The sequence below is a fragment of the Amycolatopsis sp. FDAARGOS 1241 genome (assembly GCF_016889705.1).
In the GTDB taxonomy this organism is placed as follows: domain Bacteria; phylum Actinomycetota; class Actinomycetes; order Mycobacteriales; family Pseudonocardiaceae; genus Amycolatopsis.
Window position 1 is genome coordinate 119,121 of the sequence record NZ_CP069526.1, and the last position, 25,837, is coordinate 144,957.

General features: G+C 70.5%; 22 protein-coding genes and 1 pseudogene. 10 read left to right on the forward strand and 13 right to left on the reverse strand.

Going from position 1 to position 25,837, the window contains the following annotated elements:
- Positions 1 to 338 precede the first annotated feature (338 nt).
- A complete protein-coding gene (locus I6J71_RS00555) occupies positions 339 to 1,790 on the reverse strand; it encodes a M1 family metallopeptidase (RefSeq protein ID WP_204092914.1) in 1,452 nt (483 codons plus the stop codon).
- 159 nt (positions 1,791 to 1,949) lie between these two features.
- Between I6J71_RS00555 and I6J71_RS00560 the strand changes: the two genes are divergently transcribed.
- Positions 1,950 to 5,117, forward strand: a complete 3,168-nt coding sequence (locus I6J71_RS00560; RefSeq protein ID WP_204092915.1) for a BTAD domain-containing putative transcriptional regulator — start codon at positions 1,950 to 1,952, stop codon at positions 5,115 to 5,117.
- Positions 5,118 to 5,589: 472 nt separating this feature from the next.
- Here I6J71_RS00560 and I6J71_RS00565 read toward each other — a convergent pair whose 3' ends face one another.
- Together I6J71_RS00565 and I6J71_RS00570 are read right to left on the reverse strand one after the other, a co-directional pair.
- Complete coding sequence (locus I6J71_RS00565) at positions 5,590 to 6,387, reverse strand: ABC transporter permease (protein WP_204092916.1); 798 nt, start codon at positions 6,385 to 6,387, stop codon at positions 5,590 to 5,592.
- On the reverse strand, positions 6,384 to 7,346 hold the full coding sequence (locus I6J71_RS00570; protein ID WP_204092917.1) for an ATP-binding cassette domain-containing protein: 963 nt from the start codon (positions 7,344 to 7,346) through the stop codon (positions 6,384 to 6,386). Before I6J71_RS00570 ends, I6J71_RS00565 begins: the two co-directional genes overlap by 4 nt.
- Before the next feature lie 174 nt (positions 7,347 to 7,520).
- Between I6J71_RS00570 and I6J71_RS00575 the strand changes: the two genes are divergently transcribed.
- Positions 7,521 to 8,477: an endonuclease/exonuclease/phosphatase family protein gene (locus I6J71_RS00575; RefSeq protein ID WP_239154337.1), complete on the forward strand. Its 957-nt coding sequence runs from the start codon at positions 7,521 to 7,523 to the stop codon at positions 8,475 to 8,477.
- Complete coding sequence (locus I6J71_RS00580) at positions 8,474 to 8,911, forward strand: acetyltransferase (RefSeq protein WP_204092918.1); 438 nt, start codon at positions 8,474 to 8,476, stop codon at positions 8,909 to 8,911. The genes I6J71_RS00575 and I6J71_RS00580 overlap by 4 nt, the downstream gene beginning before the upstream one ends.
- On the opposite strand, the gene I6J71_RS00585 is transcribed toward I6J71_RS00580, so the two are convergent.
- Positions 8,898 to 9,701 carry a Sir2 family NAD-dependent protein deacetylase gene (locus tag I6J71_RS00585; protein WP_239154338.1) on the reverse strand — a complete coding sequence of 268 codons (804 nt, stop codon included), beginning with the start codon at positions 9,699 to 9,701 and terminating at the stop codon, positions 8,898 to 8,900. The two genes, I6J71_RS00580 and I6J71_RS00585, sit on opposite strands and share 14 nt — an antisense overlap.
- Positions 9,694 to 10,002: an antibiotic biosynthesis monooxygenase gene (locus I6J71_RS00590; protein WP_204092919.1), complete on the reverse strand. Its 309-nt coding sequence runs from the start codon at positions 10,000 to 10,002 to the stop codon at positions 9,694 to 9,696. Before I6J71_RS00590 ends, I6J71_RS00585 begins: the two co-directional genes overlap by 8 nt.
- A gap of 368 nt (positions 10,003 to 10,370) precedes the next feature.
- Here I6J71_RS00590 and I6J71_RS00595 point away from each other — a divergent pair, with 368 nt between their 5' ends.
- Both I6J71_RS00595 and I6J71_RS47400 read left to right on the forward strand, forming a co-directional pair.
- On the forward strand, positions 10,371 to 11,315 hold the full coding sequence (locus I6J71_RS00595) for an ATP-binding protein (protein WP_239155618.1): 945 nt from the start codon (positions 10,371 to 10,373) through the stop codon (positions 11,313 to 11,315).
- Positions 11,312 to 11,488: a hypothetical protein gene (locus I6J71_RS47400; protein WP_239154339.1), complete on the forward strand. Its 177-nt coding sequence runs from the start codon at positions 11,312 to 11,314 to the stop codon at positions 11,486 to 11,488. The genes I6J71_RS00595 and I6J71_RS47400 overlap by 4 nt, the downstream gene beginning before the upstream one ends.
- Here I6J71_RS47400 and I6J71_RS00600 read toward each other — a convergent pair.
- Positions 11,464 to 12,885 (reverse strand): M1 family metallopeptidase, encoded by a 1,422-nt coding sequence (locus I6J71_RS00600; protein WP_204092920.1) that lies wholly within the window; start codon positions 12,883 to 12,885, stop codon positions 11,464 to 11,466. The two genes, I6J71_RS47400 and I6J71_RS00600, sit on opposite strands and share 25 nt — an antisense overlap.
- A 70-nt stretch (positions 12,886 to 12,955) precedes the next feature.
- On the opposite strand from I6J71_RS00600, the gene I6J71_RS00605 reads away from it, so the two are divergent.
- Positions 12,956 to 13,696: an alpha/beta fold hydrolase gene (locus I6J71_RS00605; RefSeq protein WP_204096792.1), complete on the forward strand. Its 741-nt coding sequence runs from the start codon at positions 12,956 to 12,958 to the stop codon at positions 13,694 to 13,696.
- 83 nt (positions 13,697 to 13,779) lie between these two features.
- Here I6J71_RS00605 and I6J71_RS00610 read toward each other — a convergent pair whose 3' ends face one another.
- The 4 genes from I6J71_RS00610 to I6J71_RS00625 all read right to left on the reverse strand — a co-directional run bounded on the left by I6J71_RS00610 (position 13,780) and on the right by I6J71_RS00625 (position 17,453).
- On the reverse strand, positions 13,780 to 14,730 hold the full coding sequence (locus tag I6J71_RS00610; protein WP_204092921.1) for an N-acetylmuramoyl-L-alanine amidase: 951 nt from the start codon (positions 14,728 to 14,730) through the stop codon (positions 13,780 to 13,782).
- A gap of 104 nt (positions 14,731 to 14,834) precedes the next feature.
- On the reverse strand, positions 14,835 to 15,710 hold the full coding sequence (locus I6J71_RS00615; RefSeq protein WP_304503262.1) for an A/G-specific adenine glycosylase: 876 nt from the start codon (positions 15,708 to 15,710) through the stop codon (positions 14,835 to 14,837).
- 24 nt (positions 15,711 to 15,734) lie between these two features.
- On the reverse strand, positions 15,735 to 16,226 hold the full coding sequence (locus I6J71_RS00620; RefSeq protein WP_204092923.1) for a carbonic anhydrase: 492 nt from the start codon (positions 16,224 to 16,226) through the stop codon (positions 15,735 to 15,737).
- A gap of 126 nt (positions 16,227 to 16,352) precedes the next feature.
- Positions 16,353 to 17,453: a LacI family DNA-binding transcriptional regulator gene (locus I6J71_RS00625; RefSeq protein ID WP_204092924.1), complete on the reverse strand. Its 1,101-nt coding sequence runs from the start codon at positions 17,451 to 17,453 to the stop codon at positions 16,353 to 16,355.
- 184 nt (positions 17,454 to 17,637) lie between these two features.
- On the opposite strand from I6J71_RS00625, the gene I6J71_RS00630 reads away from it, so the two are divergent.
- From I6J71_RS00630 to I6J71_RS00640, 3 genes are read left to right on the forward strand one after another with little or no spacing between them, the layout of a single operon-like run.
- On the forward strand, positions 17,638 to 18,552 hold the full coding sequence (locus I6J71_RS00630; protein WP_204092925.1) for a metal ABC transporter solute-binding protein, Zn/Mn family: 915 nt from the start codon (positions 17,638 to 17,640) through the stop codon (positions 18,550 to 18,552).
- Positions 18,552 to 19,388 (forward strand): metal ABC transporter ATP-binding protein, encoded by an 837-nt coding sequence (locus tag I6J71_RS00635; protein ID WP_204092926.1) that lies wholly within the window; start codon positions 18,552 to 18,554, stop codon positions 19,386 to 19,388. Before I6J71_RS00630 ends, I6J71_RS00635 begins: the two co-directional genes overlap by 1 nt.
- A gap of 3 nt (positions 19,389 to 19,391) precedes the next feature.
- Positions 19,392 to 20,273, forward strand: a complete 882-nt coding sequence (locus I6J71_RS00640) for a metal ABC transporter permease (RefSeq protein ID WP_204092927.1) — start codon at positions 19,392 to 19,394, stop codon at positions 20,271 to 20,273.
- A 338-nt stretch (positions 20,274 to 20,611) separates the two neighbouring features.
- On the opposite strand, the gene I6J71_RS00645 is transcribed toward I6J71_RS00640, so the two are convergent.
- From I6J71_RS00645 to I6J71_RS00655, 3 genes and pseudogenes are all read right to left on the reverse strand, one after another.
- Positions 20,612 to 21,925, reverse strand: coding sequence for a hypothetical protein (locus I6J71_RS00645; protein ID WP_204092928.1), 1,314 nt, complete (start codon positions 21,923 to 21,925; stop codon positions 20,612 to 20,614).
- A gap of 51 nt (positions 21,926 to 21,976) precedes the next feature.
- Complete coding sequence (locus tag I6J71_RS00650) at positions 21,977 to 23,200, reverse strand: DUF445 domain-containing protein (protein WP_204092929.1); 1,224 nt, start codon at positions 23,198 to 23,200, stop codon at positions 21,977 to 21,979.
- Positions 23,201 to 23,242: 42 nt separating this feature from the next.
- Positions 23,243 to 24,118, reverse strand: a pseudogene (locus tag I6J71_RS00655) (DUF445 domain-containing protein).
- A 495-nt stretch (positions 24,119 to 24,613) separates the two neighbouring features.
- Here I6J71_RS00655 and I6J71_RS00660 point away from each other — a divergent pair.
- A complete protein-coding gene (locus I6J71_RS00660; RefSeq protein ID WP_204092930.1) occupies positions 24,614 to 25,816 on the forward strand; it encodes a hypothetical protein in 1,203 nt (400 codons plus the stop codon).
- Positions 25,817 to 25,837 lie beyond the last annotated feature (21 nt).

The window sequence follows — 25,837 nt, forward strand, 5'->3', positions numbered from 1 at the left end:
GGTGTCACCGGCAGCCGCGCCCCACGGCGGCTGCTCGAGCCGGATGACTCGACCTGGTGGTTCGCCTGCTTCGCCGACCAGCGCCGCCGGCGTCGGCGCGGCATTTCTGCACGCCGCGATCCGCCACGCCCGCACCCACGGCGCGACCGTCCTCGACGGACCCGTCGACATCGCGCGACATCGCGCTCCTGCGCGGCGCTGCCGGTGTTCGATACCGCGGCTTCACGGAGCTCGGTTGCACCCGCCCGTCGCGGCCGGTGATGGGCAAGCACTTCCGCCCGACAACGCAACGGCCTCCCCCGGCACAGCAGGGGAGGCCGTCACGAAACAGCGGAAGATCAGGCCTTCGGCTTCAACTCACCCGGGTACAGGTACTGGTCGGCCGGCTTGCCGGCGCCGTAGATCCAGGCGTCGAAGAAGCCCTGGAGGTTCTTGTGGGACACGGCTTCGCAGTAGTGCTGGAACTCCTGCATGCTCGCGTTGTCGTTGCGGTGCAGCGCGGGCCACGTCTTGAGCACCTTGTCGAACGCGGCCTGGCCCATGTACTTGCTCAGGGCGTGGAGCGCGAGCGGGCCCTTCGAGTACACGTAGGTGAACTCGTTGCCCGGGCCCATGTCGTAGAGCTTGCCGTTCCAGAAGCGGTCGGACGCGGTCGCGACTTCCGAGCGGTACTCGTCGTCGAGGTTGAGGCCTTCCTTGGCTTCGGCCCAGAGCCACTCGGCGTAGGAGGCGAAGCACTCGTTGAGGCAGACGTCCTTCCAGTGGTCCACGGCCACGGTGTCGCCGTACCACTGGTGGGCGTTCTCGTGCACGATCGTGTCGACGTTGCCCGCGCGGCCGGAGTAGATGGGCCGGCTGAGGGTCTCCAGGGAGAACCCGATGGGCTCGGCCAGGAAGATGCCGCCGGCGGCGTCCACGGGGTACTTGCCGAACTTCGACTCCAGGAAGTCCAGGATCTCGGGCAGCCGCGCTTCGGCCTGCTTGGTCGAGTCGGGTGTGCCCGGGGCGAACGCGCTGACGATCGGGGTGCCGTCCTCGCGCTTCTGCCGGTCGAAGGTCCACTTGTCGATGGCGACCGTGGTCATGTACGGCGCGGCCGGCGTGCTTTCGGACCACACGTGCGTGGTGCCCTTCGGCGTCTTGTGTGAGCCGAGCTCGCGGCCGTTCGCGATCACGCCCCACTCGGACGGGACCGTGAGGGCCAGGTGGAACGTCGCCTTGTCGCGCGGGGTGTCGTTGACGGGATACCACGTGCTGGCCGACTTCGGCTCGCCCGCGACGAACGCGCCGCCGTCCGCGCTGTACTGCCAGCCGTTCTCGCCCAGCACCGGGTCGACGATCGGCGCCGGCACCCCGTGGTAGGTGATGACGGCCCGGAACGGCAGGCCCTTCAGCAACGGGATCCGCGGGGTGATCACGAGCTCGTGGTCACCGGTCCGCGTGAACTTGGCGGGCAGGCCGTTGACCTTGATCGAGTCGACCGTGAGGCCGTTGAGGTCGAGGTCGAACGAGCTCAGCGACTGCGTGGCCCGCGCGCTGATGGTCTGTACCCCGGTGAGCTGGTGGCTGTCCGGTGTGTACGTCACGTTGAGGTTGTAGTCGGCGACGTCGTAGCCGCCGTTGCCGTCCTGCGGGTAGTAGCTGTCGCCGGCGCCATCGGCACCCGGTGTCGGCTTGTCCCAGCCGTGGCCGTCCTGACCGGCCGCCGCGACACCTCCGCCCAGGCCCAGCGCGGCCAGCGTGGCCACGACCGTCACTACCGGGCGATGCCAGCGGTGCTGCACTCTCATCTGCGCTCCTGTCTGCTGCTTCCGAACCCGTTCGCAACGTATCGCCGCGCCGCACCACTTGCGCCCTGCTGTCGGCTTTTGTCCGGAAAGTCCACACTTAGGTCGGTTCCCCGCGGCCGTTCGGGCACATCCGCGGCGGCCGTCTGGAAAGCTGGTGGCATGCGCTTGGCGCTGCTGGGCCCGCTGCGTGCGGAGACGGAAGAAGGCACCGCGGTGGACATCGGCGGGGCTCGCCTCCGCATGCTCCTCGCGCGGCTCGCTCTCGACGCCGGCCGGGGTGTGCCGGCCGAAGTGCTCATCGACGGCCTCTGGGCCGACGAGCCGCCCGCCGACGCCGCGAACGCGCTGCAGTCACTGGTCTCGCGCCTGCGGCGGGCCCTGCGGCCGGCCGGTGCGGAGCTGGAATCCGGCACCGGCGGCTACCGGCTCGCGCTGCCCGCGGACGCCGTCGACGTCCACCGCTTCGAACGGCTTGCCGCCGACGGCCGCCGGGAGCTGGCCGCGGGCCGGGACTCGCGCGCGGCCGAACTGCTGCGCACGGCGCTCGACCTGTGGCACGGCGACGCGCTCGCCGACGTGCTCGACGCGCCTTTCGCCGCCGTGCCCGCCGCGCGCCTGGAGGAGCTGCGCAGGGAGGCCGTGGAGGACCGGTTCGACGCGGAGCTGCGGCTGGGCCGCCACGCCGACGTGCTCGCCGACCTCACGGCGGCCGCCGAAGCGCACCCCTTGCGTGAGCGGCTGGCCGGGCTGCGCATCCGCGCGCTGTGCTCGGCGGGCCGGCAGGCCGACGCGCTCGCGGTCTACACCGGGGTGCGCCGGACCCTCGCCGACGAGCTCGGCGTGGACCCCTCGGCCGAGCTGCAGGAGATCCACCTGCAGGCGCTGCGCGGCGAGTTCGCCCTCGCCGCCGTGGTCGCCGACCGGCTGCCGGTGCGGCTCACCAGCTTCGTCGGCCGAGGCGACGAACTAAAGCTGCTGGCCGAGCTGCTCGAAGGCGCGCGGCTGGTCACGCTCGTCGGTCCCGGCGGCGCGGGGAAGACGCGGCTCGCGACCGAAGCCGCGTCGCGCCACCCGGCGCACGCGGCCGGACGCGTGTGGTTCGTGCCACTCGCCGGTGTCCGCGACGCCGAAGACGTGCGGGGCGCGCTGCTCACCGCGCTCGAGATCCGCGACGTGCGCGCCACCGAAACCGAGGTGCTGCGGCGCCCGATCGACCTGTTCGACCACGCCGTCGACGCGCTCAGCGGCAGCGAAACCCTTCTGGTGCTGGACAACTGCGAGCACGTCGTCGAGGTCGCGGCGCAGCTCGCCGACGACCTGCTGCGCCGCGTGCCGGCGTTGCGGATCCTCGCGACCAGCCGGGAGCCGCTGGCCATCACCGGTGAAGCGCTGTGCCCGCTCGGACCGCTGCCGGTGCCCGTCGAGTCGACGCCACCGAGTGAGGTGGGTGCGCTCGACTCCGCGCGCCTGTTCCTCGACCGCGCCGTCGCCGTGCGGCCCGGCTTCGCGCTCGACGAGTCCACAGTGGATGCTGTGACGCAGATCTGCCGCCGGCTCGACGGCATGCCGCTGGCTCTGGAGCTCGCGGCCGCGCGCTTGCGGTCGATGCCCGTCACCGGCATCGCGGAGCGTCTGGACGACCGCTTCCGCCTGCTGACGTCCGGCAGCCGCACGGCCCTGCCGCGGCAGCGCACGCTGCGCGCGGTGGTCGAGTGGAGCTGGGACCTGCTGTCGGACGCGGAGCTGCGGCTGGCGCGCCGGCTGGCGGTGTTCGCCGCGACCTTCGACGAGGAGGCCGTGACCGCCGTCTGCGCCCACGACGACCTGCCCGCCGAAGACCTCGTGTACGTGCTGGGTTCACTGGTCGAGAAGTCCATTGTGGATACAGTGGGGGCGCGGTACCGGATGCTGGAGACGCTACGCGCCTACGCCACCGAACGCCTCGCCGCGGCTGGGGAGACGGAGCGGTCGCAGCGCGCGATGGTGCGCTACTACGTCGGCCTCGTCGAGCGCACCGAACCGTTGCTGCGCACGCGCGACCAGCTCGACGCGATCGCCGTCTTCGAGCACGAGAACGACAACCTCACCGCTGCATTGCGCGCCGCCATCGAAGCCCGCGACGGAGAGCCGGCGGGCCGCCTGCTGTACGGCATGTTCTGGTACCTGTCGATCCTCGGCCAGAGCGAACGCGGCGCGCGGTTCGTCGAGGAGGTCCTGGCCCTGGGCGACGGCCTACCGGAGGACATCGTTGCCAGCCTGCGGCTGAGCGAGGTGATGATGCGCATGGTCACCGGCCCGCTGGAGATGGAGGGCACGCGGGAGCTGATCGACGACTGCGTGCGCACGGGTGCGGCGAAACGCAACCCGTGGCTCTCGATCGCGCTGCCGATGGTGGCGTTCCTCAGTGGACAACGGGACCTGGCCCGGCGCGAGATCGCCCGCGCCGCCGAGGGCGGCGACCCGTGGGGCCGCGCCGCGGGTCTGTGGGCCGAGAGCTTCCTGCTCGCCGACGAAGGCGATCTGGAAGGTTCCGCGCGCGCCCGCGAGCAGGCCCACGCGGGTTTCCTCGAGATCGGCGACCGCTGGGGCCTCGCGATGACCTTCAGCTTCCGCGCCGCGGGCCTGTCCCAGAACGGCGACCACGCCGGTGCCATCGACGCGTACACCGAGGGCCTGCGCCTGGCCCTGGAACTGCGCTCCCACGACGACGTCATCCAGCAGTGGTGGCGACTGGCCATGGAGCGCTCCCGGTGCGGAGACCACGCGGGCGCGTGGCGCGAGCTCGAAGCCGCCGACCGCTACGCCCGCGGCTGCGGCAACCGCCAGCTCGAGATCATCCTGGCCTTCGGCCGCCTCGAGCTGCTGGTGCGCGAACGCCGCCTCACCGAGGCCCGCGCGGTCGGCGCCGACATCGCCGCCGGGCGCGCCGACTGGCCCTTCCCCGGCGGCTTCGAAGACGAGTGGGTCGGCCTGTTCCACGCCAGGCTCGCCCTGGCCGAAGACAAGCCGGACGAAGCCACCCCCTACCTCGCGGCCGCCATCCGCTCCGCCGCGCGCCGCGTCGACATGCCCGACCTGGCCGGCGTCGTCGAGGTCCTGGCCGAGATCCGGTACAGCCAGGGCAACTTCGAAACGGCCGCTCGTGCGTTGGCGCTCAGCGCCCTGATCCGCGGCCAGTTCGACCTGGGCAGCCCGGAAGTGAAGGCGCTGATCGGGAACCTGCAACAGGAACTAGGCCACGACCGCTACCAACAACTGGTCACGGAAGTCCGCACCATGGACCGCGCCGACGGCATCACGTGGCTCCTCAACGAAGTCGGCGAATAGCCGTCTCCAAACCAGCCCACCACCCAACGCACCGCCACTACGGGGAAAGCAGCCACACCCCACCGTGCATCCCGATACTAAGGAAGCTCGGGCTTCGGGATGCTTCCCCAGTGACGTCTTCGTCTTCAGAGCCGGCCCTACCGCACCGAAGTCACCACACGAACGTTGCTACAGCACGGAAAGGCGCTGGCGCGCCAAAGAACCACACGACGGATCCCGAAGCCTGATTGTGACTACGCTTTGCCCCTGCTCGTCACGGCGGGAAAGCGTACCTTGACAAGCAGGGGCAAAGCGTGTGGCGGCTTCGTATCGGGATGCAGGGCGGGGTCTGGCCGGTCGTCTTCGTTGACGAAGTCGCTTGCGCTGGTCAGGGGTTTTCGCTGTCGCGAGAAGAAAGCCCCATCTCCACGCAGAAAACAGGAACGGCCCCCTCCACCACCCCCGCGGTGAAAGGGACCGTCCCAACCCTACCTCACACCCGGCGGCGATAAGCCCACGTCGCCAACGGGAAGAACACGACCACGGCCCCGACCATCCACGCCAGTGCCCCGCCGAGTTGCCCGGCCACGGGGCCGCCGTTCATCAACCCCCGCAACGCGTTCGCCATCAGGCTCACGGGGCTGATGTCCGCCCAGGCCTTCAGCCACCCGGGCATCGTCGCGGTCGACACAAACACGTTGCTGCCGAACGTCAGCGGCATGATGAACACGAACATCAGGCCTTGCGCTGCTCCCGGTGACTTCATGAGCATCCCCACGAACACCGAGCCCCAGCAGAAGCACAGCCCGAACGCCAGCACCAGCAGGATCGCGGCGACGAACTGCAGCGGCCCGGTCTCCACGCGGTAGCCCATCACCATCGCGACGACCATCAGCACCGCGAGGCACACCAGGTACCGCACCAGATCCGCCAGTACCGCGCCGACCAGCGGCGCCGACCGCGCGATCGGCATGCTGCGGAAGCGGTCGAACACACCCTTGGTGACGTCGGTGTTCAGCTGCACCCCGACGGTCAGGCTCGCCTGCAGGATGTTCATCACGACCAGGCCGGGCACGAGGTTCTGCAGGTAGTTCGAAATCGAGCCGCCGAGTGCGTTGCCGAACAGGTACGTGAACATCAGCAGGAAGGTGATCGGCATCAGCGTCACATCGGCCAGCTGATCCGGGTTCTTCCGGATCTTCAGGATTCCCCGCCACGCCAGCGAAAGGGCGTGCTGCGCGCCCTTGAGCGGGCTGAGGTGCCGCGGCGGGTCGAGGGCGAGCGTGGTCACGCGAGGCTCCCTTCGAGCTCGGGTTCGGCCGAATGGCCGGTGAGTGCCAGGAACACCTCGTCGAGGCTCGGCAGGCGCAGCGCGAGCTCGTCGGAGGTGATGCCGGCTTCGTCGAGCTTGCGCACGAGCGTGGACAACAGGACGGGGTCGGACACGGGCGCTGTCAGCAGGCCTGTGTCGTGGTCGCGCGCCGGCCGCACGCCGGTGAGCTCGCCGAGGATGCGTTCGACGGCGTCGAGGTCCGCGAGCCGCGTCGGCCGCACCTGCAGCGTCTGCCCGCCGACGCGGCGCTTCAGTTCGTCGGCGCGGCCGTCGGCGACCACGCGGCCGTGGTCGATCACGGTGATCTTGTCGGCGAGCTGGTCGGCTTCCTCGAGGTACTGCGTGGTGAGCAGCACCGTCGCGCCGTCGGCGACGAGGCCGCGGACCACGGCCCACACCTCGTTGCGCGCGTGCGGGTCGAGGCCCGTGGTGGGCTCGTCGAGGTAGAGCACCTCCGGCCGCCCGACGAGGCTCGCCGCCAGGTCGAGGCGCCGGCGCATGCCGCCGGAGTACGTGCGGATCGGGCGCTTCGCCGCGTCTGACAGCTCGAACCGCTCCAGCAGTTCCTTCGCCCGTGCCTTCGCGTCGGCGCGGGACAGGCCGAGCAGCCGGCCGATCAGCACCAGGTTCTCGGTGCCGTTCAGGTCCTCGTCGACCGACGCGTACTGACCGGTGAGCCCGATCAGCGACCGGACCCGCACGGGGTCCCTCACGACGTCGTAACCCCCGACGGTGGCGGATCCGGCGTCCGGCTCGATCAGCGTGGCCAGGATGCGGACCGCGGTCGTCTTGCCCGCGCCGTTGGGTCCGAGCACCCCCACCACCTTGCCGAACGGGACCTCCAAGTCCACCCCGCCCAGCGCCTTCGTCTCCCCGAAGTGTTTGACCAGGCCCTCGGCCGTGATCGCGTGTGACATGGTGTTTCCTCCTCCTGCGTCGCCCTCCGGAGAACACAGTGGACTTCGCACCTGTCAGCGCGCGCACACGGCGCTGACAGCGGCTGCCAGAACCGGTGTCGGCGCTGTGTGGAGGAGTTGTGGAGGTGTCGTGGCGCCGCGCGCGGGAGCCGCGGGAGTCGGCATACTCGGGGCGTGGTGATCAACGAACGGGTACGCCCTGCCAGGCGGCTGGTCACGGGCCTGCTGCTGGTGTTCGGCGTGCCCTTGCTGGCGATCACGACCTTGCGAGCGCTCGGTTTCGACGGTGGCTGGCACACGCTCATCCTGCTCGCGCTCACGCCGTACGCGGTCGTTTACGGTGCGTTGCTCGGCGGCGCCGCGCTGGTGCTGCGCCGCTGGTGGACGGGCGGGATCGCGCTGGCGATGACCGTGCTGCTGGCCGTGTTCGTCGCGCCGCGCGCGATGCCGGACCCGCAACCGACCGCGGCGGGGAAGTCGCTGCGCGTCATGTCGGCCAACCTGCACCTCGGTCACGCCGACGCGGGCGCGGTGGTGCGGCTGGTACGCGAGAACCGCGTCGACGTGCTCAACCTGGTGGAGCTGACGCCCGCCGAAGAGTCCGCTTTGGACGCGGCCGGGCTGTTCGCGCAGCTGCCGTACCGCGTCGTGCACGCCGCACCGGGCGCCGATGGCTCGGCGGTCGTGTCGCGCTACCCGCTCACGGAAAAGAACTACACCGGCGACTCGGCGGCCAAGCAGCCCGGCGCGGAAGCCGACCTCGGCGGCGGCACGGTCGTCGAGATCGTCGCCGTGCACCCGCAGTCCCCGGACACCGGCTCCGGCGAATGGGTGCGCCAGACCCGCGACCTCTCCCGCGCTGCCGGCGAACACGGCCTGCGCATCCTCGCCGGCGACTTCAACGCGACGCTCGACCACTCCGCGCTCCAAACCGTCCTGAGCCGCGGCTACCACGACGCCGCGGACGAACTCGGCGACGGCCTCCAGCCGACCTGGCCCGCGGACGCGCTCCCCGTGGTTACGCTCGACCACGTGCTGGTCGACAAGCGGGCGGCGGTGCGGGACTACCGGGTGCTGGCCGTCCCCGGCACGGACCACCGAGCCGTCTACGCCGAGGTGCAGCTGCCGTGACCGCCGAACTCCGCCCCGTCGCGGGCGAACGCGAGTACCCGCGGTTGCTGCAGGTTTGGCGCAGCTCGGTCGAAGCCACCCACGACTTCCTCACGCCGGCCGACGTCGAGTTCTTCGCCGAGCGCGTGCCCGCCTACTTCCCGGCGGTCGACCTGACTGTGGCGGTGGTCGACGGGGCTGTCGCGGGCTTCTCGGGCGTCGCCGACGGCGACCTCAGCATGCTGTTCGTGCACGCCGACTACCGCGGTGAAGGAATCGGTTCCGCGCTGCTGCGCAAGGCGTTCGCCCAGTTCCCGCAGCTGACGGTCGACGTCAACGAGCAGAACTCGCAGGCCGTCGGTTTCTACCTGCACCACGGCTTCGTGGTCGCGGGGCGCTCCGAGTTCGACTCGGAAGGCCGTCCGTTCCCGCTGCTGCACCTCAAGCGAGCTTGAGCAGCGTCTCCAAGGCCCCCGCGGCGATCGACACCCCGCGGCCGTGGCGGATCTGCGGCTCGCGCGGGTTGATGCGCACCAGCGCACCCGTCGCCGCGCTGGCGAGTTCGGAGTAGCGGCGGACGGTCGGCACGGCCTGGCCGGCGCCCAGCTCCACCACCACGAGGTCGCGGTTCGCGCGCCGCCACGCGGTCAGCTCCTCGAGCTGGGTGTCGCTGCGGTCGGGGACCCACGAGAAGTCCCCGAACATCAGGATGTTCGGCCGGGCCAGGCCGCCGCAGCGGGGGCACGATGGCAGCGGCGGGCGGGCCCGCATGGTCGTTTCGTCGATGTTCACCTCGACGCCGGCGGCGGACCAGATGTCGTCCGAGCACCCGGCGAGGCACTGCAGGTGGTGGATGGATCCGTGCGCTTCGGCGACGTGCGGGAACCCCGCTACCTGGAACTGGCCGTCCACATTGGACGTGAACACGCGCACGCCACCGGGTTTCGCCTGGCCCCACCGCAACAGCAGGGCGAACCCCTCGTGCGGCACCGTCGAGCGGTACAGCGCGAGCCGGTGGCCGTAGAAGCCCCACGCGAGTTCCGGGTCGTCCGCGAAGTGGCGCGGGTCGGCGATCTCCTCGAAGCTCAGGCCGAGCCCGGCGTACGGCGGGTAGGCGCGCCAGAACCCCTCGTCACCGCGGAAATCGGGCAGCCCGGAGTCCACGCCCATCCCGGCGCCGGCGCACACGAGGAGCGCGCCGGCACCGTGGACGAGCTCGGCGGCGTGCGCGAGGTCGTCACTCACCCGGCTTGGACGCCTGCACGACCTCGAACTCGAGCAGGGTCGCGCCGCTCGACACCGGCTTCGCGCGCTCACCCGAGTGGGCCTCGCGCGCGGGGCCCGCCGCCCACGCCTGGTAGTGCTCCTCCGACTCCCACTTCGTGTAGACGAAGTAGCGCTTGTCGCCGGAAACCGGGCGGAGCAGCTCGAAGCCGAGGAAACCGGGCTGGTTGTCCACGGCGTGCAGCCGCGCGGCGAAGCGCTTCTCCAGCTCGGGGCCGGCGCCTTCGGGAACTTCGATCGCGTTGATCTTCACCACTGCCATGACCCCAGCCTACTGTCGCCGGACGCGGCAGTCGCCGCCGGAAACCTGGCGCAAGTGGCCTGCTCGGGCGATTCGTGCCACGCTGGGGCACCTGGGGAAAACCATGAACTGCTGGCCAAGGACGTGCAGCGCATCATCAAGGCGACCGCCGATTCCGCGGCCGGTGAACACGCCGGCGAACTGGTCGACCCCGTCACCGCCCACCTCGGTGTGCCGCTCACGCAGGCGCTGGTGATCACGCGAACTACGAAGACTGGGAGCACGCCAACATCCAGGCGGGCGTCGATGCCTACCTGGCCGAACACGGCGTACTCACCGACTGGTTCGGCATCGCGGGTGGGCAGCGCGGCCACGAAGACCTCGTGGACATGCTGTTCGCCGCGCGCAGCCACCAGCTCTTCGAGCTGGGCGCCGTCGACTACACGACCGCGGCCGTCGGGCCCGACGAGGCCGTCGAGGTCGTGCAGTTGGGTCTCGGCGGCACCACCGCGCCGGACGGCACGCCCGTGCTGGTCGGCGTCCGCGGGGCGAACCCGCAGTACGGCCGGCTCCAGTGCCGCCTGGAGGTGATCGCGGGCGGGCGGCCCGCGGCCACGGCGGCGCGCGACCGCATCGAGCAGCTGATCGCGAAGCACGACATGCTGCAGGGCCAGGTCCTCGCGTTCGGCGTGAGCGAGCACCGCGGCAACGAGCTGCTCACGTTCCTGCCGCGGCCGTCGATCGACGCCGAGGAGGTCGTGCTGCCCGAAGGCGTGCTGGACGCGGCCGAGCGGCACACCGTCGGCATCGCCGAGCACGTCGGACGGCTGCTGGCGGCGGGCCAGCACCTCAAACGCGGGGTGCTGGTCCACGGCCCGCCCGGCACCGGCAAGACGCACACCGTCCGGTACCTGATGGGCCGGCTGCCGGGCAGCACGATCGTGGTCCTCACCGGCACCGCGATGCGGTTCGTCTCCAAGGCCGCGACGATCGCGCGGCGGCTGCAGCCGAGCGTCGTGGTGCTCGAGGACGTCGACCTCATCGCCCAGGAGCGCGACCACCGCATGGGCGGCACGCCGCTGCTGTGCAACCTGCTCGACGCCATGGACGGCGGCGACGCCGACGTCACGTTCCTGCTCACCACCAACCGCGCCGGCGACCTCGAAAACGCCCTGGCCGACCGGCCGGGCCGCGTCGACTCGCCGTCGAGATCCCGCTGCCCGACGCCGCCGGGCGCGCCGCGCTGCTGGAGCTGTACTCACGCGGGCTCAAGGCGACGGCCGACCTCGGCCCGGTCGTCGAGGCGACCGAGGGCGTCACGGCGTCGTTCGTGAAGGAGCTGCTGCGGCGCGCGACCCTGCGCAGCATCGCCGAGCGACCCGACGACGACGTCGTGGTCGGAGACGCGGAGCTCACGTCGGCGCTGGCCGAGATGAACGACGCCCGCAGCGCCCTGACCAGGTCGTTGCTGGGTGCTGCGAATCAGCGCCGCAGCGAACCGGGGTAGAGGTCGGCGTCGGTGGGCAGCCCGTCGCCGCGGAACCAGTCGTCGAGGAACGGCGTGAGGTTCTGCCCGGCGAGCCGGTTCACGAGCTGCTCGAATTCGGCCCACGTCGCGTTGCCGTGGCGGTGCTGGGTGGTCCAGTCGTGCAGCAGGGCGGTGAACGGGCCTTCACCCATCTTCCGGCGCAACGCGTGCAGCGCCAGGATGCCCTTGTCGTAGACGCCCTCGAACTCATGGCCGGCGCCCATGCCGACGAGCTTGCGGTTCCAGAAGTCCGTGCTGCCGTGGAAGATCTCGATGGCCGCGCGGTAGCGGTCGTCGAGGTTCTCGCCCTCGCGCTCGGACCACAGCCACTGCGCGTAGGACGCGAAGCACTCGTTGAGGCAGATGTCGGACCACGAATCCAGCGACACGGAGTCGCCGAACCACTGGTGCGCGTTCTCGTGCACCACGGTGAGGATGTCGGCCCACTTCGCGTACGTCGGGCGGGTCTGCGTTTCGAGGGAGAACTGGATGTCCTCGTTCAGGTAGATCCCGCCGGCCGCGCTCTGCGGGTACGGGCCGAACTTGCCGGCCAGGAACGCAATGATCTCCGGCAGACGGTCGCCGGTGGCGTCGTTGCCCTCGGCGCCCGGCGCGTACGCCGACACCACTGGGGTGCCGTCGGGCAGCGTCGCGCGCTTCACGGTGAACTTGCCGATCGCGATCGTGGTCAGGTAGCTCGCGACCGGGTCCGGCTCGGACCAGGTGGTGGTCGTCTTGCCGTCCTTCGCCGTGCTGCCCTGCTCACGGCCGTTCGAGAGGACGGTCCAGCCGTCGGGCACGTGGGCGGTCAGCGTGAACGTCGCCTTGTCCCGCGGAGTTTCGTTCACCGGGTACCAGAACGCGGCCGAATGCGGCTCACCGACCACGAACGCGCCGCCGTCGGCCGAGCGGCTCCAGCCGATCTCACTGCCGCCGGCGTGCGGCGTCTTCGCCGGGTCGCCCGAGTAGCGCACGCGCGTGCGGAAGGTCGAGCCCGCCGGCACCGGCTGCGCCGGCGTGACGACCAGTTCGAACTCCTTCTCCCGGCTGAACTTCGCGGGCTTGCCGCCGACCTCGACCGAACGCACGTCGAGCCCGCGCAGGTCGAGGTCGAAACGGTTGAGGTCCTGCGTGGCCTTCGCGGTGACGGTGGTGTCGCCGTCGAGGTGGTCGCTCGCCGGGTCATAGCCGACGTCGACGTGGTAGTCGAGCGCGTCGTAGCCGCCGTTGCCGTCGTCGGGGTAGTACGGGTCGCCCGCGCCGCTCGCGCCCGCGGACGGGTTCAGCGGTTGCGGCGTGTCTGTTTTGTCCGCCGTGCACGCGGACAGCACCAGCACACCGGCGAGGACGAGGGCGAGCGGGCGGTGGCTGCGCATCCTTCGACTCTATGTGTTCGGATGTGCTGAGGTGATCGAGCGAGCGAGGGGAGACGTCGTGCGACCTGGCGTGATCCACTTCGGTGGCGAGCCGGACACGGGCGTGTCGGTGCTTCTGCTCCACGGGCTGATGGGCCGCGCCCGCACGTGGTGGCCCGTCGCGCAGTGGCTCAAGCCCTACGGGTGCGTCCACGGCCTCGACGCCCGTGGCCACGGCCGGGCGCCGAAGACCGGGCCGTGGACCACTGAGCAGTTCGCCTCCGATGTGGCCGAAGTCCTGGCGGAACTCGGTCCTTCCGTGCTCATCGGCCACTCCATGGGGGGCCTGCACGCCTGGGCGACGGCGGCCGAGTACCCGGAACTCGTGCGGGCCGTCGTGAGCGAAGACTTCGCCCCCGACCAGCGAGGCCGCACCGTCGAAACCTGGCGCGGCCACTTCGAGAGCTGGCCCGTGCCGTTCGAATCCCTCGCCCACGTGCGGGCGTTCTTCGGCACCGCGGGTGATTACTTCACCGAATGCGTCGAGGAACGCGAAGACGGCTACCACCTCATCGCGGACCTGGAGGCCCTCTACGAAATCGCCGCCGAATGGGGTCGCCGCGACTACTGGTCCACAGTGGAGGCGATCCGCTGCCCGCTGCTGCTCGTCGAAGGCGAGCACACGGCGATGCCCGCGGGCCAGCAAGCGGAGGTCGCCGCGCGCGTGCCGGGCGCCCGCCACCTCGTCGTGCCCGGCTCCGCACACCTGCCACACGCCGAAGCTCCGCGGGTGTACCGCGGGGCCGTGGAGGCGTTCCTCGCCGGGTTGTGAAAAAGGGGCTGCGAAAAAGCAGGCTGTGAATAAGCCGGCGGGTCCCGTGCACCGCCCTCGCCGGCGCGCACGACCCGCCGGGGTCAGTGGGCGAGTTCCGTCCGCCACGCCGCCGCGGCCTTGCCCGGCGGCACGATCAGCGGCCACACGTCCGAGCCGAGGAAACCCGACTCGTCGGCCGCGCGCGCCGCCGTGCAGGAAGCACGCGACAGCCCGTGGGCGGCGGCCAGCCGGGTCACCGCGTCGGTTGTGGACCGTCCGAACACCCCGTCCACCGGGACGCCGTAGCCGGCGGCGCGCAGGAAGCGTTGTGCGGTCTGCACCTTCGGCCCGGCCTGCCCCGGTTTGAGCAGCGGCCACTCGGGCACATCGGCCCGTGGCGCCGCGACGCCGAGCACCCGTGAGACGGCCGTGCGCAGCTCCGGGAGCCGGTCGTAGAGCACCTGGCCGCAGCACTCCGTCGAGTTGAAGTCACGGTGGCCCTTGATGAAGCTCGGCGCGATGCCGTACTGATCGGCGATGTAGGCGACGAGCGACACCAGCGAGTTCCACAACGCCACCGGCACGTCGACGGTGCTGTAGAGGCCCTCGTTCTCGATGCCGAGACACTCGCTGTTGTGGTTGCCGACGTTCGCGCCCTGCACGTGCTGCGTGCCGCCGCGCAGGATCTCCAGGCTGCGGTGCCGGCCTTCGGTCACGTACCCGCCGCGGCTGTTCGTGAACTGCTGGCCCGTGTCGATCCAGCCGCGCGTGTCCATGTGGAAGGTCTGGATGTCGCGCGAGATCTGCAGCGCGTGGGCCAGCGAGTAGTCGGTGTTGTTGCCCGGGTCCACGGTGTGGTGAACGACGATGTACGTCGGTTTGTGGTTCTCCACCACGATCGCCCCGGAAGCCGGGCGTGCGTTCCACTCGGACGTCGGGTGGATCTGCGGCACCGCCGCCGACGCCGTGCTCGCCGAACCGAGCCCCAGTGCGCCGGCCGCGGTGACCGTGAGCCCTCCCTTGAGGACGGCACGACGAGTGGCTTCCCCCATGACGAATCTCCTTCGCCGGAAACAGCGCCGGAAACAGCGTTCGGGGGAAAGCTAACCCGCCGGGAACCTCAGGACAACTTTTCGCCGACTTTCGTCGTAGGCGGTCAGTGTTCCCCCGGGAGGGCGAACAGACCGCTGTCGGTCTGCTCCAGCAGCCCGTCGACCAGCAGCGAATCGAGACACCGGTCGCGCTGCCCGGCCTCGTGCCACACCAGATCGAGGCGCGCCTTCTCCACCGGGCCCTCGCTGCCGCGCAGCACGTCGAGCAGCAGACCGCGCACCTGCCGGTCGGTGCCCGCGAACTTCTGCACGGGCTTGGCCGGGCCCGCGTACTCGGGCCGGCCGTTGTGCTGCCACGTGCACGTGTCGAACACCGGGCAATCGGCGCAGCGCGGCGACCGCGCGGTGCAGACCAGCGCGCCGAGTTCCATCAGCGCGGCCGACATCTTCGCCGCCGGCTCGTCTTCGGCCGGCAGCAACGCCTCGACATCGGCCATGTCGCGCGTGTTCGACGCCGGGCCGGCGTCACCCGCGCCGTGCACGGCCCGCGCGACCACCCGCCGGACGTTGGTGTCGACCACCGGCGCTCGCTTGCCGTACGCGAAGGCCGCGACCGCACGGGCGGTGTACGCGCCGATGCCCGGCAACGCGAGCAGCGTGTCCACATCGGACGGCACGACGTCGTCGTGCTCCGCGGCGATCACCGTCGCCGCCGCGTGCAGCCGCAGCGCGCGGCGCGGGTAACCGAGCTTGCCCCACGCACGCACGACCTCACCCGTGGTCTCCGCGGCCAGCGCCGAGGGCACCGGCCAGCGGGCCATCCACTCGAGCCAGATCGGCTGAACCCGCGCGACCGGCGTCTGCTGCAGCATGATCTCGCTGACCAGCACGCCCCAGGCGGAGCGATCCGGTTCCCGCCACGGCAGGTCTCGCCCGTGCGTGCCGAACCAGTCGATCAGTACGTCCGCGTCCACAGCCACGCGGACCATTGAAACCGATGCGGTTCAGGCGACCTCGGTCAGGCTCCCGGTTTTCACGTCGTAGACGAACCCGCGCACGTTGTCGCGGTGGGGGAGGAAGTCGCTGCGGCGCACCCGCTCCACCGAGACCCGCACGCTGTCCTCGACCTTGCGGAACGCCTCGACCGACCAGGTCGGGCGCAGCCCGGTGGCCTGTTCGAGCTCGTCCTTGAAGTCGTCTTCGGTCACCATCGACAGGCCGCACTCGGTGTGCTGCACGATCATGACCTCACGGGTGCCCAGCTTGCGCTGGCTCAGCGCCAGCGAGCGGATCATGTCGTCGGTCACCACGCCGCCGCCGTTGCGCAGCACGTGGGCCTCACCCTGGATCAGCCCGAAGATCTCGAACACCCGCACGCGGGCGTCCATGCAGGTCAGGATGGCCACCTGCAGCGACGGCTTCGGCGACGAACGGTCGCCGGGGACGATGTCGCCGATCTCCCGGTTGCGCTTGAGGAGGACGTCGATGGAGGTCATGGTCACCCTTCGGCCACGCGGCCCCGACTACACGGGCGGTCCCTCCCATGGAACCCGCCCGAAGCGTCCCCCACAACGTGATAACTCCGACTTCACGGAGGGACTGTGGTGTGCTCAGCCCCCTGCTCAGCCCCCGAACCACGGCTCCTCGACGGTCCGCGGCGGCGCCGACGTGCGGCCCACCCGCAGCTCGGTCGGCAGCGTGATGACCTTCGGGCCCACGCGTTCGGCCGAGCCGAGCAGCAGCCGGCCGGCCACCTTGCCCTTCTCGAGCACGGGCTGGTGCACGGTGGTCAGGCCGATGCGCTCGGCCTCGGCGATGCCGTCGAAGCCGGTGACGGTGAGGTCCAGCGGCACCCGCAGCCCGCGGCGTTCGGCCTCGGCCAGCGCACCGAGCGCGAGGATGTCGGACGTGCAGATCACGGCCGTGACCTGCGGATACGCGTCGAGCAGCTGGCGGGCGGCCGAAGCGCCGTCGTCGACGGTGTGGTCGAAACGTTCGACCACGGGCACGGTGGCCCAGTCGACGCCGGCCGCGGAGAACGCCGTGGCCAGGGCTTCGAGGCGGATGCGCTGCACGTGGAAGTGAGCGCTGCTCTGGCGCTGGGCCGTCACGAAGTCGTCGTTGCGCTCGCGCGCGAGCCGCATGCACAGCACGCCGACCTGCCGGTGGCCGAGTGAGACGAGGTGCTCGGCCAGCCGGGTCACGGCCGCCGCGTCGTCCGGGCCGACGCGGTCGACGCCGTCGATGCGGGGCTGGTCGATGATCACCGTCGGGACCGGTCTCTCCAGCACGGCGGCCAGGTGCGGGTCGTCGTCGGGCACGGAGTAGACGACGAACCCGTCGACACCCGCGCGGTGCACGGCGGCGACGTCTTCGCGGCCCGGGCTCGCGGGCACCAGGTGCAGTCCGACCCCGGCGTCCTCGCAGGCGAGGGCGAGGCCTTCCAGCACACCGACCGCGGCCGGGTCGCGGAACGCGTAGGACAGGTTCTCGGTGAGCAGCAGCCCGACGGCACCGGCCTTGCGCGTGCGCAGGGAGCGGGCGACGGGGTCGGGGCCGGGGTAACCGAGGCGCCGGGCGGTTTCGAGGATGCGCCGGCGCAGCTCCGGGGACAACTGATCAGGACGGTTGTAGGCGTTGGACACGGTGGTCCTCGACACCCCGAGCTCCGCCGCCAGCGACGCCAGTGTCGCCTGCCTCCGGGTGCGAATAGGACGGCCCATCCGCAAACCGTAACGGTTCAGATCGTTTTCCAGAAGCGACACCCCTGTGGTGAGCGTCTCGATCCGCTGAGTGACGACAAGGGGTTCTGCCACCCGGTGGAGCGGGGTCTGTCATTCGGATGGGGTAAAGTGAATCTGACAACGATTTCCATTAGCTGATCGGTACCACCCAGGAGAGTTCTCGATGACTTCCCGCCGCACCAAGAGCGTCCTCGCTGCCGCGTCGGCTTTGGCCGTGCTCGCGCTCAGCGCCTGCTCCAGCACCGACTCGGGTGGTTCCGGCACCGCCGGGTCCGGTTCCGGGGACCAGATCAAGGTCGTGGCCGCCACGGACGTGTGGGGCAGCGTTGTCTCGGCCATCGGCGGGGACAAGGTGCAGGTCAAGTCGATCATCAACGACCCCTCGGCCGACCCGCACTCGTACGAGTCGACCGCCGACGACGCGCTCGCGGCCAAGAACGCGCAGCTCACGCTCGCCAACGGTGGCGGGTACGACGACTTCTTCTCCCACCTCGCCGACCAGGCGAGCGGCGCGAAGAAGCTGGTCGCCTACGACATCGCCGCGACCGGCAACGAGAACGAACACGTCTGGTACGACCTGCCGGGTGTGGAGAAGGTCGCCGACCAGGTCGCGAACGCCCTCGGCCAGATCCAGCCGGCGTCGAAGCAGACGTTCGACGACAACGCCAAGGCGTTCAAGGGCCAGGTCGACGCGCTGCTGAAGAAGGCGGCCGACCTCGGCGCGGCGCACCCGGGCACGAAGGTCGTGGTGACCGAGCCCGTGGCCCACTACCTGCTCGAGAGCGCGAAGATCACCGACGCCACGCCGAAAGCCTTCTCCGACGCGGTGGAGAACGAGACCGACGTGCCCGCGACAGCCGTCGGTGACTTCACCCAGCTGATCAAGTCGAAGCAGGTGAAAGCCCTGATCAACAACGTTCAGACCGTCACGCCGCTGACCCAGCAGGTGGTGGCCACGGCGAAGTCCGCCGACGTGCCGGTGGTGGACGTGGCCGAGACGCTGCCCGCCGACGTCAAGGGCTACATTGACTGGATGACCAAGGAAGTGGACTCGCTGTCCGGGGCTCTGAACAGCTGATGTCCGCCTCGCTCTCGACGGTTCGCCCCGCGGTCCGCGTGCGCGGGGCCGGCCTGGCGTTCGGCAGCCGCACCCTCTGGTCGGGGCTCGACCTCGACGTCGAAGCGGGGGAGTTCCTCGCGATCCTCGGCCCCAACGGGTCCGGCAAGAGCAGTTTGCTGAAGGCGCTGCTCGGCATGCAGGGCCTGTCGGCGGGCAGCGTCGAGATCGCCGGCGGCCGCCCCGGCGGCGCGAACCGCAAGGTCGGCTACATCCCGCAGCAGCGCGCGATCGACGACGGCCTCACGCTGCGCGGCGTCGACCTCGTCGGCCTCGGCCTCGACGGGCACCGCTGGGGGCCCGGGCTGTCCGGCGGGCGCGCGCGGCGTCGTCGCGTCGCCGAAGCGATCGAAGCCGTCGGCGGCACGGCGTACGCGAAGCAGCCGATCGGACGGCTTTCCGGCGGCGAGCAGCAACGGCTCCGCGTGGCGCAGTCGCTGGTCGGTGACCCGGCGGTGCTGCTGTGCGACGAGCCGCTGCTGTCGCTCGACCTCGCGCACCAGCGCGCGGTCAGCGAGCTGATCAACCGGCGCCGGCGCACGGAGAACACGGCCGTGCTGTTCGTGACGCACGAGATCAACCCCGTGCTGCAGTTCGTCGACCGAGTGCTGTACCTGGTCAACGGCTCGTTCCGCATCGGCAAACCCGACGAGGTCATGAACTCCGAAACGCTGTCCGAGCTGTACGGGACGCGGATCGAGGTGCTGCGCGTCGGCGGGCAGATCCACATCGCGGGTGCGCAGAGCGCCCTGTGCGAAGACCAACCCCACCACCACGAGCAGGAAGCAGTGGGCTGAGCCTTGGACGGCATGTTCGACTTCGGCAAGACGTGGGAGCTGATCGTCGCGCTGCCCAGCGTGCAGACGGCCCTCATCGCCGCCGCCGTGCTGGGGCTGGTGGCCGGGATCCTCGGCCCGCTGATCGTGATGCGCCGCATGTCGTTCGCCGTGCACGGCACGTCGGAGCTCGCGTTCACCGGCGCGGCCGGCGCACTGCTGCTGGGCATCGGCGTCGAGTACGGCGCCCTGCTCGGCGCCGTAGCCGCCGCGTTGCTGCTCGGCATCCTCGGCACGCGCGACGCCGACCGCGACTCCGTGATCGGCGTGATCCTGTCCTTCGGGCTCGGCATGGGTGTGCTGCTGCTGTCCTTCTACAAGGGACGGTCGGCCAACAAGTTCGGCATCCTCACCGGCCAGATCATCACGGTGGACTCGACCAACCTCACCGCGCTGGTCGTCTCGGCGGTCGCCGTGCTGGCCGTGCTGGCGTGCGTCTACCGGCCCCTGCTGTTCGCCAGCGTGGACCGCAACGTCGCCGTCGCGCGCGGTGTGCCGGTGAAGTCGCTGACCGTGGTGTTCGCCCTGCTCGTCGGCGTCGCGACGGCGTTGAGCGTGCAGATCGTGGGTTCGCTGCTGGTCGTCGCGCTGATGGTGACGCCCGCGGCCGCCGCCGCCCGCGTCACGGCCAGCCCGCTGCGCGCCACGGTGCTTTCGGTGGTCTTCGCCGAGGTGTCGGCGCTGGGCGGCATCGTATTGTCCCTGGCGCCGGGCAAGCCGGTGAGCGCCTTCGTCACCGCGATCTCGTTCCTGATCTACCTGGTGTGCCGCGTGGTCTCCTGGGCCCGCGACCGGCGCGGCGGCGTCCGGGTCACGGTCCCCGAACGCCGGCCGGTGGCGGTCTGAGTTGCCAGGCCCGGGTCGTGGTGCAGCCGGAGTTGCCGTGGACCTGGTCGGGGTTGTCGCCTGCGGTCATCCGTGCTGAGCCACCCGCAACGCTCGAGCTGCCTCGACATTCGAGGTTGCGGTCGCGGTGCCGGCCGGCACGGCGCACGCTGCTGCTTCGGCATCGACCGGGTCTGACTTGTCGCGTGCTCGCCGATCCGGGGCCGGTCGACCTCGATCACCGGTGCCCGCGACGCTCGAGCCCGCCCCGGCGCCGCCCCGGCCAGTGCCCTGGCTTCCGAAGGTCGGTCGGCCAACGGGTCAATTCGGGCGGATGACCCCGCACCCCGTCGTCAGCGTCACCGGATCGGGTGTTCGGCCAGCGCCGTCTTCACCGCCGAGATGAAGCCCTCGTCCGTGAACGGCACCAGGCCACCCGCGACGTTGCGCTCCACGGCCTGCAGCACCACCACCTGCGAATCCACGAACTGGTTCACCGCCTGCGCCTGGGGCGTCTTGTCGGTCGAGTACGCCAGGTAGGTCAGGTTCGTGAACGCCGCGGTGAGGTAGCGCGAGGACGCGAGGCTGAACGAGTCCCCGTAGATGAGCGTCGGCTTGCTGATCGTGCCCGGCAGCGGGGCCGAGGTGCGGTGCACGGGCTGGTCGATGTTGGCGATGAAGCCCGACGCGCGGTCGGTGACGCCGTCGGGGCGCAGGCTGTACTGCGTGTTCGACTTCACGCCCGACTTGCCGAGCAGCAGCGGCAGGTCGGCGATGGCGTCGTACCGGCCGTCCGGAGTGGACATCCAGCTGGTGGTGACGCCGGGCTGGATCGTCTCGGCGAGCGTGCGCGTGAGCACGATCCCGCCCTCGTCCTGCCAGTGCGTGTCGTTCGGCGCGTAGATCGGGTGTCCGACATGTGCCGCGGACGCGGCGAGGGCCGGCCGCAGATCCAGCGAGTGACCGACGGTGGTCATCTTGTACCAGTCGTTCGGCGCGGCGGCCTGCGAGCACTCCTTGCCCGGGTAGCTGTCGGGCAGGAACTGGGGCACCATCGTCGTCTTGTCCGGTGTCACCACGAACACGAACTTCCGGCCGGACGCCTCCACGGCGGCGCGCAGCTCGTCGACCTTCTTCAACGTCGTGTCGAGGTCCTGGGTCGGCGTGCACTTCGCCTCGGCGTCGTAGCCGTAGTACAGCCAGCCGTCGAGACCCTGCACGACCTTGCGGTAGCCGGCCTGGCTGCTGCCCGGAGAGCTGGGTGTCGTCGGGGCGTTCGGCGCGCCCGGCTGCAGCGGCGGCGCCGGGATCGGGCCGGAGTCCGACGACGGACCCTGGTCCAGCGGAGCTTCCTCACCGAAGACCGTGCGGCTGACGCCGTCGGCCGCGTTGATGGCGCCCGCGCGGAACGACAGCTGGTCGATCGCCCACTGGGGCAGGCCGGTGAAGAAACCGAACCCGTCGCCGATGCTCGGGAAGCCCGCGAGCTTGTGATTCTCGATCTCCGTCGGCCGCACCCCGAACACCCACAGCAGCGTCGGCGTCGTGAAGAACAGCAACGCGCAGATCAGCGCCGTGAGCTGCCGCTTGCCGTGGCGGGGGCGGTGCAGCGCGTGCTCGCGCGGCAGGTACGCCTCGTGGACGGCTGGCAGCTGGTGAGATTCGGACGCCACTTGCTCACGGTAGCCACTTCGGGTGAACGGGGTGCGGGCAACCGCCGAAACTCAGCCGAGCATCAGCAGGACCTGCAGCTCACCGACCACGAACCCGATCACGCCGCCGACGGCGATGAGCTTCCACTCGTCCTGCCGGAACGCCGGACGCAGCAGGCCCTCGAACTCCACGGGTGTGAGCGCGAGCATGCGCTGTTCGATGACCTTGGCGACGTCCATGGCCTGCGTGAGGTAGCCCTCGGCGTAGCGGACGGTCAGCGGCAGCTCCGCGAGCGCCCGCTTCGCCGCTTCGTGCTTCATCTCCTGCAGTCGCCGGCCGCCGACGGCCATCGTGAGCACGGGTTTCGCCAGGCTGGCCTGCTGGTCGACGGCGTGGCCCACCGCGCGTTCGACCATCGCCACGAGCCGGTCGGACTTCGGGCCGCGCAGCAGCGCCTCGAGCAGGTTCGCCGTGGTCAGGACCTCGGAGGCGATCAGCTCGCCGTACTGCCGGGCGACCTCGGCGCGCCGGCGTTGGAACTTGCCCTGCAGGATCACGCGGCCGAACCGGACTGGTTCGCGCGGCAGGAAGATCATCTTGATCGCCAGCCAGTCGGTGAACAGGCCGATGCAGCCGCCGAAGAGTGGCAGCACGAGCGGCTGGCGCGTGAACGCCCACACGACCGCCTGCACGACCCCGAGACCGAACCCGAAGAAGATGCCGGCGCGCGCGATGAACGTCATCTCCGGGCGCGACGTCTCGCGGATCAGCTTCACGAGCAGGGCCTTGTCGCGCGTGAGGGCTTCGACCGTCATGTGCCGCACGTCGAGCACTTCGTCGAGGTTGTCGCGCACGTCCTCGAGGAACTCGCGCACGAGCCGCGGCGCGTTGGCCTGGACCTGCTTGATGAGCAGCTCCTGCGCGAGCGTCGGCAGGACCTCCCACAGCCTGGGGTGGTGCTGCTCCAGCACGTCGCGGGCGATGCCGTCGACGGCGCGCAGCAGCGGTTGCTCGAGCTCGCGCGTGACGATGACCGGGTCGATCTTGTCGAAGATCTCCTTGATGTCGAGCAGGTTCGTCGTGAGCAGTTCGGTGGCGATGGCCGCCATCCGGCCGCCGTGCTTGGGCACCACGCCCTGCCAGCCGAGGAACGGCTTGATCCCCACGAATTCGAGCGGGCGGAACATCATCTCGATCGCGACGCGCTTGGTGACGTAGCCGATCAGCGCGGCGATGAACGGCATCGTGGCGTAGACGGGCCAGTGCCGCGCGAGGTCGTCGAGGACCACGTCCAAACCGGCCTCCCTCCCGCTCGCCAGCAGAACGGTATCGCAGTTTCAGCGCAGGACGACCAGCGCCTGGAGCTCATCGACGAGTCCGCCGATGACCGCGCCGACGGCGATCAGCTTCCCTTCGTCCTGCCGGAACGCCGGGCGGCGGATGGTCTCGGGCACGCGTTCGGCGGATTTCGCGGCGGCGGCCTGCTTCATTTCCTGGAACCGTTTCGTGCCGACGGCGATCGCGACGAACGGCTTCAGGACGCGCGCCTGCGAGTCGATCGTCCGCTGCACCTCGCGGGTGATCATCGTGAACAGGCGATCGGACTTCGGGCCGCGCAGCGCAGAAAGACGCCCTGCCACGAGTACAGGCCGAAGAACCGTTTCGGCTCAAGCGAGAAGAAGATCATCTTCAACGCGAGCCAGTCGGTGAGCCAGCCGATGCCGAGGCCGAACAGGGGCAGCACGATCGGCGATTTCGTGAGGGTCCACGCGAGCAGCTGCACGCACCCGAGAACGAACCCGAAGACGATTCCCGGCCGCGCGATGAACTGCGTTTCCGGCGGGAGGTGTCGCGGATCAGGCGGTCGAGGAGCGCTTTGTCGCGACGAGGCTGGTCACGACAAGATGCTCGAGGTCGAGCACGGCCTCGATGTCCAGCACCTCGCGCGTCACGTCTTCGACGACTTCGAGCAGCGGTTGCTCGATCTCCTTGGCCACCTGCGCGGGGTCGAGGCGGGCGAAGATTTCTTTCGGGGCGACGAGGTTCGTGGTGAGGATTTCCGCGGCCGTCATCGCTATGCGTTCGGCGTTGGCGGGAAGCACCTTTTGCCGGCCGCGGAACGGTCTGACGCCGACGAACTCGACGGGCCGGAACATCATTTCGCTCGCCACGCGTTTGGTGACGTAGCCGATCAGCGCGGCGATGAACGGCATCGTCGGGTAGACCTGCCAGTGCTGCACCGCGATCCCCTTGTTTCGCGTTCACCGCACGGTTGCGGGCCGAGGTCGGGGCGGCAGGGGCAAGACCTGCGGTTCTCCGGTTCTGTGGTTCGTCGGCGATGCGGCCGCTGCGCGAGGTCTCGACCAACGCCGGCGGAGCGTTTCGAGCCCGGTGACCTTTTTCTCCGCATCGAGCCCAGGCAAGAACCTGTCTGGGGTCAGGAGGCGCCTCTAGGGTCCGGAACAGCGTCTCGATCGCGACGCGTGGGGTGGCGTAGGCGATGAACGGCGTGGTCGGGTACGTGCCGGTGCGCGATGTGGTCGTGGGGGATTGGCGCACTGTCCATTCGGGTCTTCTGCCGTTACCGTGTTGTTAGCCCGATTGTCGCCGGCAGGACAGGATGCCATGCGTGACGGGCTGTTCCGCGTTTCGTAATGCAGCCGTTTGGCGGTACGTACGAACGCACCGCCCCTCACTAAGGTGGCCCGATGGTCGCGCCCGAGAAGTCCGAAGCCACCCCGAAGAGCGCCCCGTTCGCGGTCGCCGTCAGGGGTTACAACCAGCGCCAGGTCGACGAGCGCCTCACCGCGCTCACGCGCGAGCTGCGGGAGACGTCGCGCAGCCGCGACGAGGCCATCGCGACGTCCGGTGAGCTGTCGAAGGCTCTCACCACCACTCAGAACGAGCTCTCCGAGGCGAAGGCCGCTCTCGTGCGGCTGAGCTCGAGTCCTTCGGGCGCGGGCGCGATGGCGGAGCGCGTACGCATGATGATGCAGCTCGCCGAGGAGGAGATCGCCGACCTCCGCTCCGCGGCCGAAGCCGACGCCGCTTCCACCCGCACCGAGGCCGACAAGTACGCGCACGAAACCCAGCGCACGATGGAACGCCTCGCCAAGGAAGCCGAAGCCGAACGCGACCGGCTTCTCGCCGAAGCCCAGGCCGACATCGCGTCCCGCCTGCAGGCCGCCGAGGACGACATCGCCGCGCGCATCGCCGCCGCCCACGCGGACATCGAATCCCGCACCCTCGCCGCCGACGAGGACATCGCCTCCCGCACCGCCGCGGCCAACGCGGACATCGAGGCCCGCACCCGCGCCGCGGATGAGGACATCGCGACCCGCACCACCGCGTGCAACGAGGACATCGCCACCCGCACCGCCGCCGCCAACGCCGACATCGAAGCCCGCACCCAGGCCGCCGACCGCGCCCGCACCGAAGCGGACGAAGCCGCCGCCCGCGCCCGCGCCGAGGCCGACGAGGCCGCCGCCACCGCCCGCGCCGAAGCCGACGCCGCCGCGGAAGCCGCCGCCTCCGCCGCCCGCTCCGAAGCCGACCGCCTCGCGTCCGAAGAGATCGCCACCAAGAAGTCCCAGACGGACTCCGCTCTCGCCGACGCCCTCCAGAAGCAGGCCGAGGCCACCGAGTCCCGCACCCTGGCCCTCGAGCTGCGCGCCAAGGTCGCCGACCGCATCGCGGCCACCAACGTGGCCGTCCAGGAAGCCCTCCGCCTCCTCTCCTCTCAGGACCAGGCCGCGACCGACCCGGCCACCTCCACCTCCGAGGCCCCCGCCGACTCCCCGGACACCGACTCGGTGTCCCCGGCCACCGCCGAGGACACCGAGCCCCCGGCCCCGGCCGAGCGCTCGACGCCGGCTAGGTCCTCGAACTCCACCAAGCCCTCCGGCCGCTGAGCCACCTCCTTCGTCCACTCT

Bases quoted from the DNA above. Each gene is read 5' to 3' on its own strand.
- I6J71_RS00555 (WP_204092914.1), bottom strand. From the start codon at position 1,790: ATGAGAGTGCAGCACCGCTGGCATCGCCCGGTAGTGACGGTCGTGGCC.
- I6J71_RS00560 (WP_204092915.1), top strand. From the start codon at position 1,950: ATGCGCTTGGCGCTGCTGGGCCCGCTGCGTGCGGAGACGGAAGAAGGC.
- I6J71_RS00570 (WP_204092917.1), bottom strand. From the start codon at position 7,346: ATGTCACACGCGATCACGGCCGAGGGCCTGGTCAAACACTTCGGGGAG.
- I6J71_RS00590 (WP_204092919.1), bottom strand. From the start codon at position 10,002: ATGGCAGTGGTGAAGATCAACGCGATCGAAGTTCCCGAAGGCGCCGGC.
- I6J71_RS00595 (WP_239155618.1), top strand. From the start codon at position 10,371: ATGCTGTTCGCCGCGCGCAGCCACCAGCTCTTCGAGCTGGGCGCCGTC.
- I6J71_RS00600 (WP_204092920.1), bottom strand. From the start codon at position 12,885: ATGCGCAGCCACCGCCCGCTCGCCCTCGTCCTCGCCGGTGTGCTGGTG.
- I6J71_RS00610 (WP_204092921.1), bottom strand. From the start codon at position 14,730: ATGGGGGAAGCCACTCGTCGTGCCGTCCTCAAGGGAGGGCTCACGGTC.
- I6J71_RS00620 (WP_204092923.1), bottom strand. From the start codon at position 16,226: ATGACCTCCATCGACGTCCTCCTCAAGCGCAACCGGGAGATCGGCGAC.
- I6J71_RS00625 (WP_204092924.1), bottom strand. From the start codon at position 17,453: ATGGGCCGTCCTATTCGCACCCGGAGGCAGGCGACACTGGCGTCGCTG.
- I6J71_RS00630 (WP_204092925.1), top strand. From the start codon at position 17,638: ATGACTTCCCGCCGCACCAAGAGCGTCCTCGCTGCCGCGTCGGCTTTG.
- I6J71_RS00635 (WP_204092926.1), top strand. From the start codon at position 18,552: ATGTCCGCCTCGCTCTCGACGGTTCGCCCCGCGGTCCGCGTGCGCGGG.
- I6J71_RS00660 (WP_204092930.1), top strand. From the start codon at position 24,614: ATGGTCGCGCCCGAGAAGTCCGAAGCCACCCCGAAGAGCGCCCCGTTC.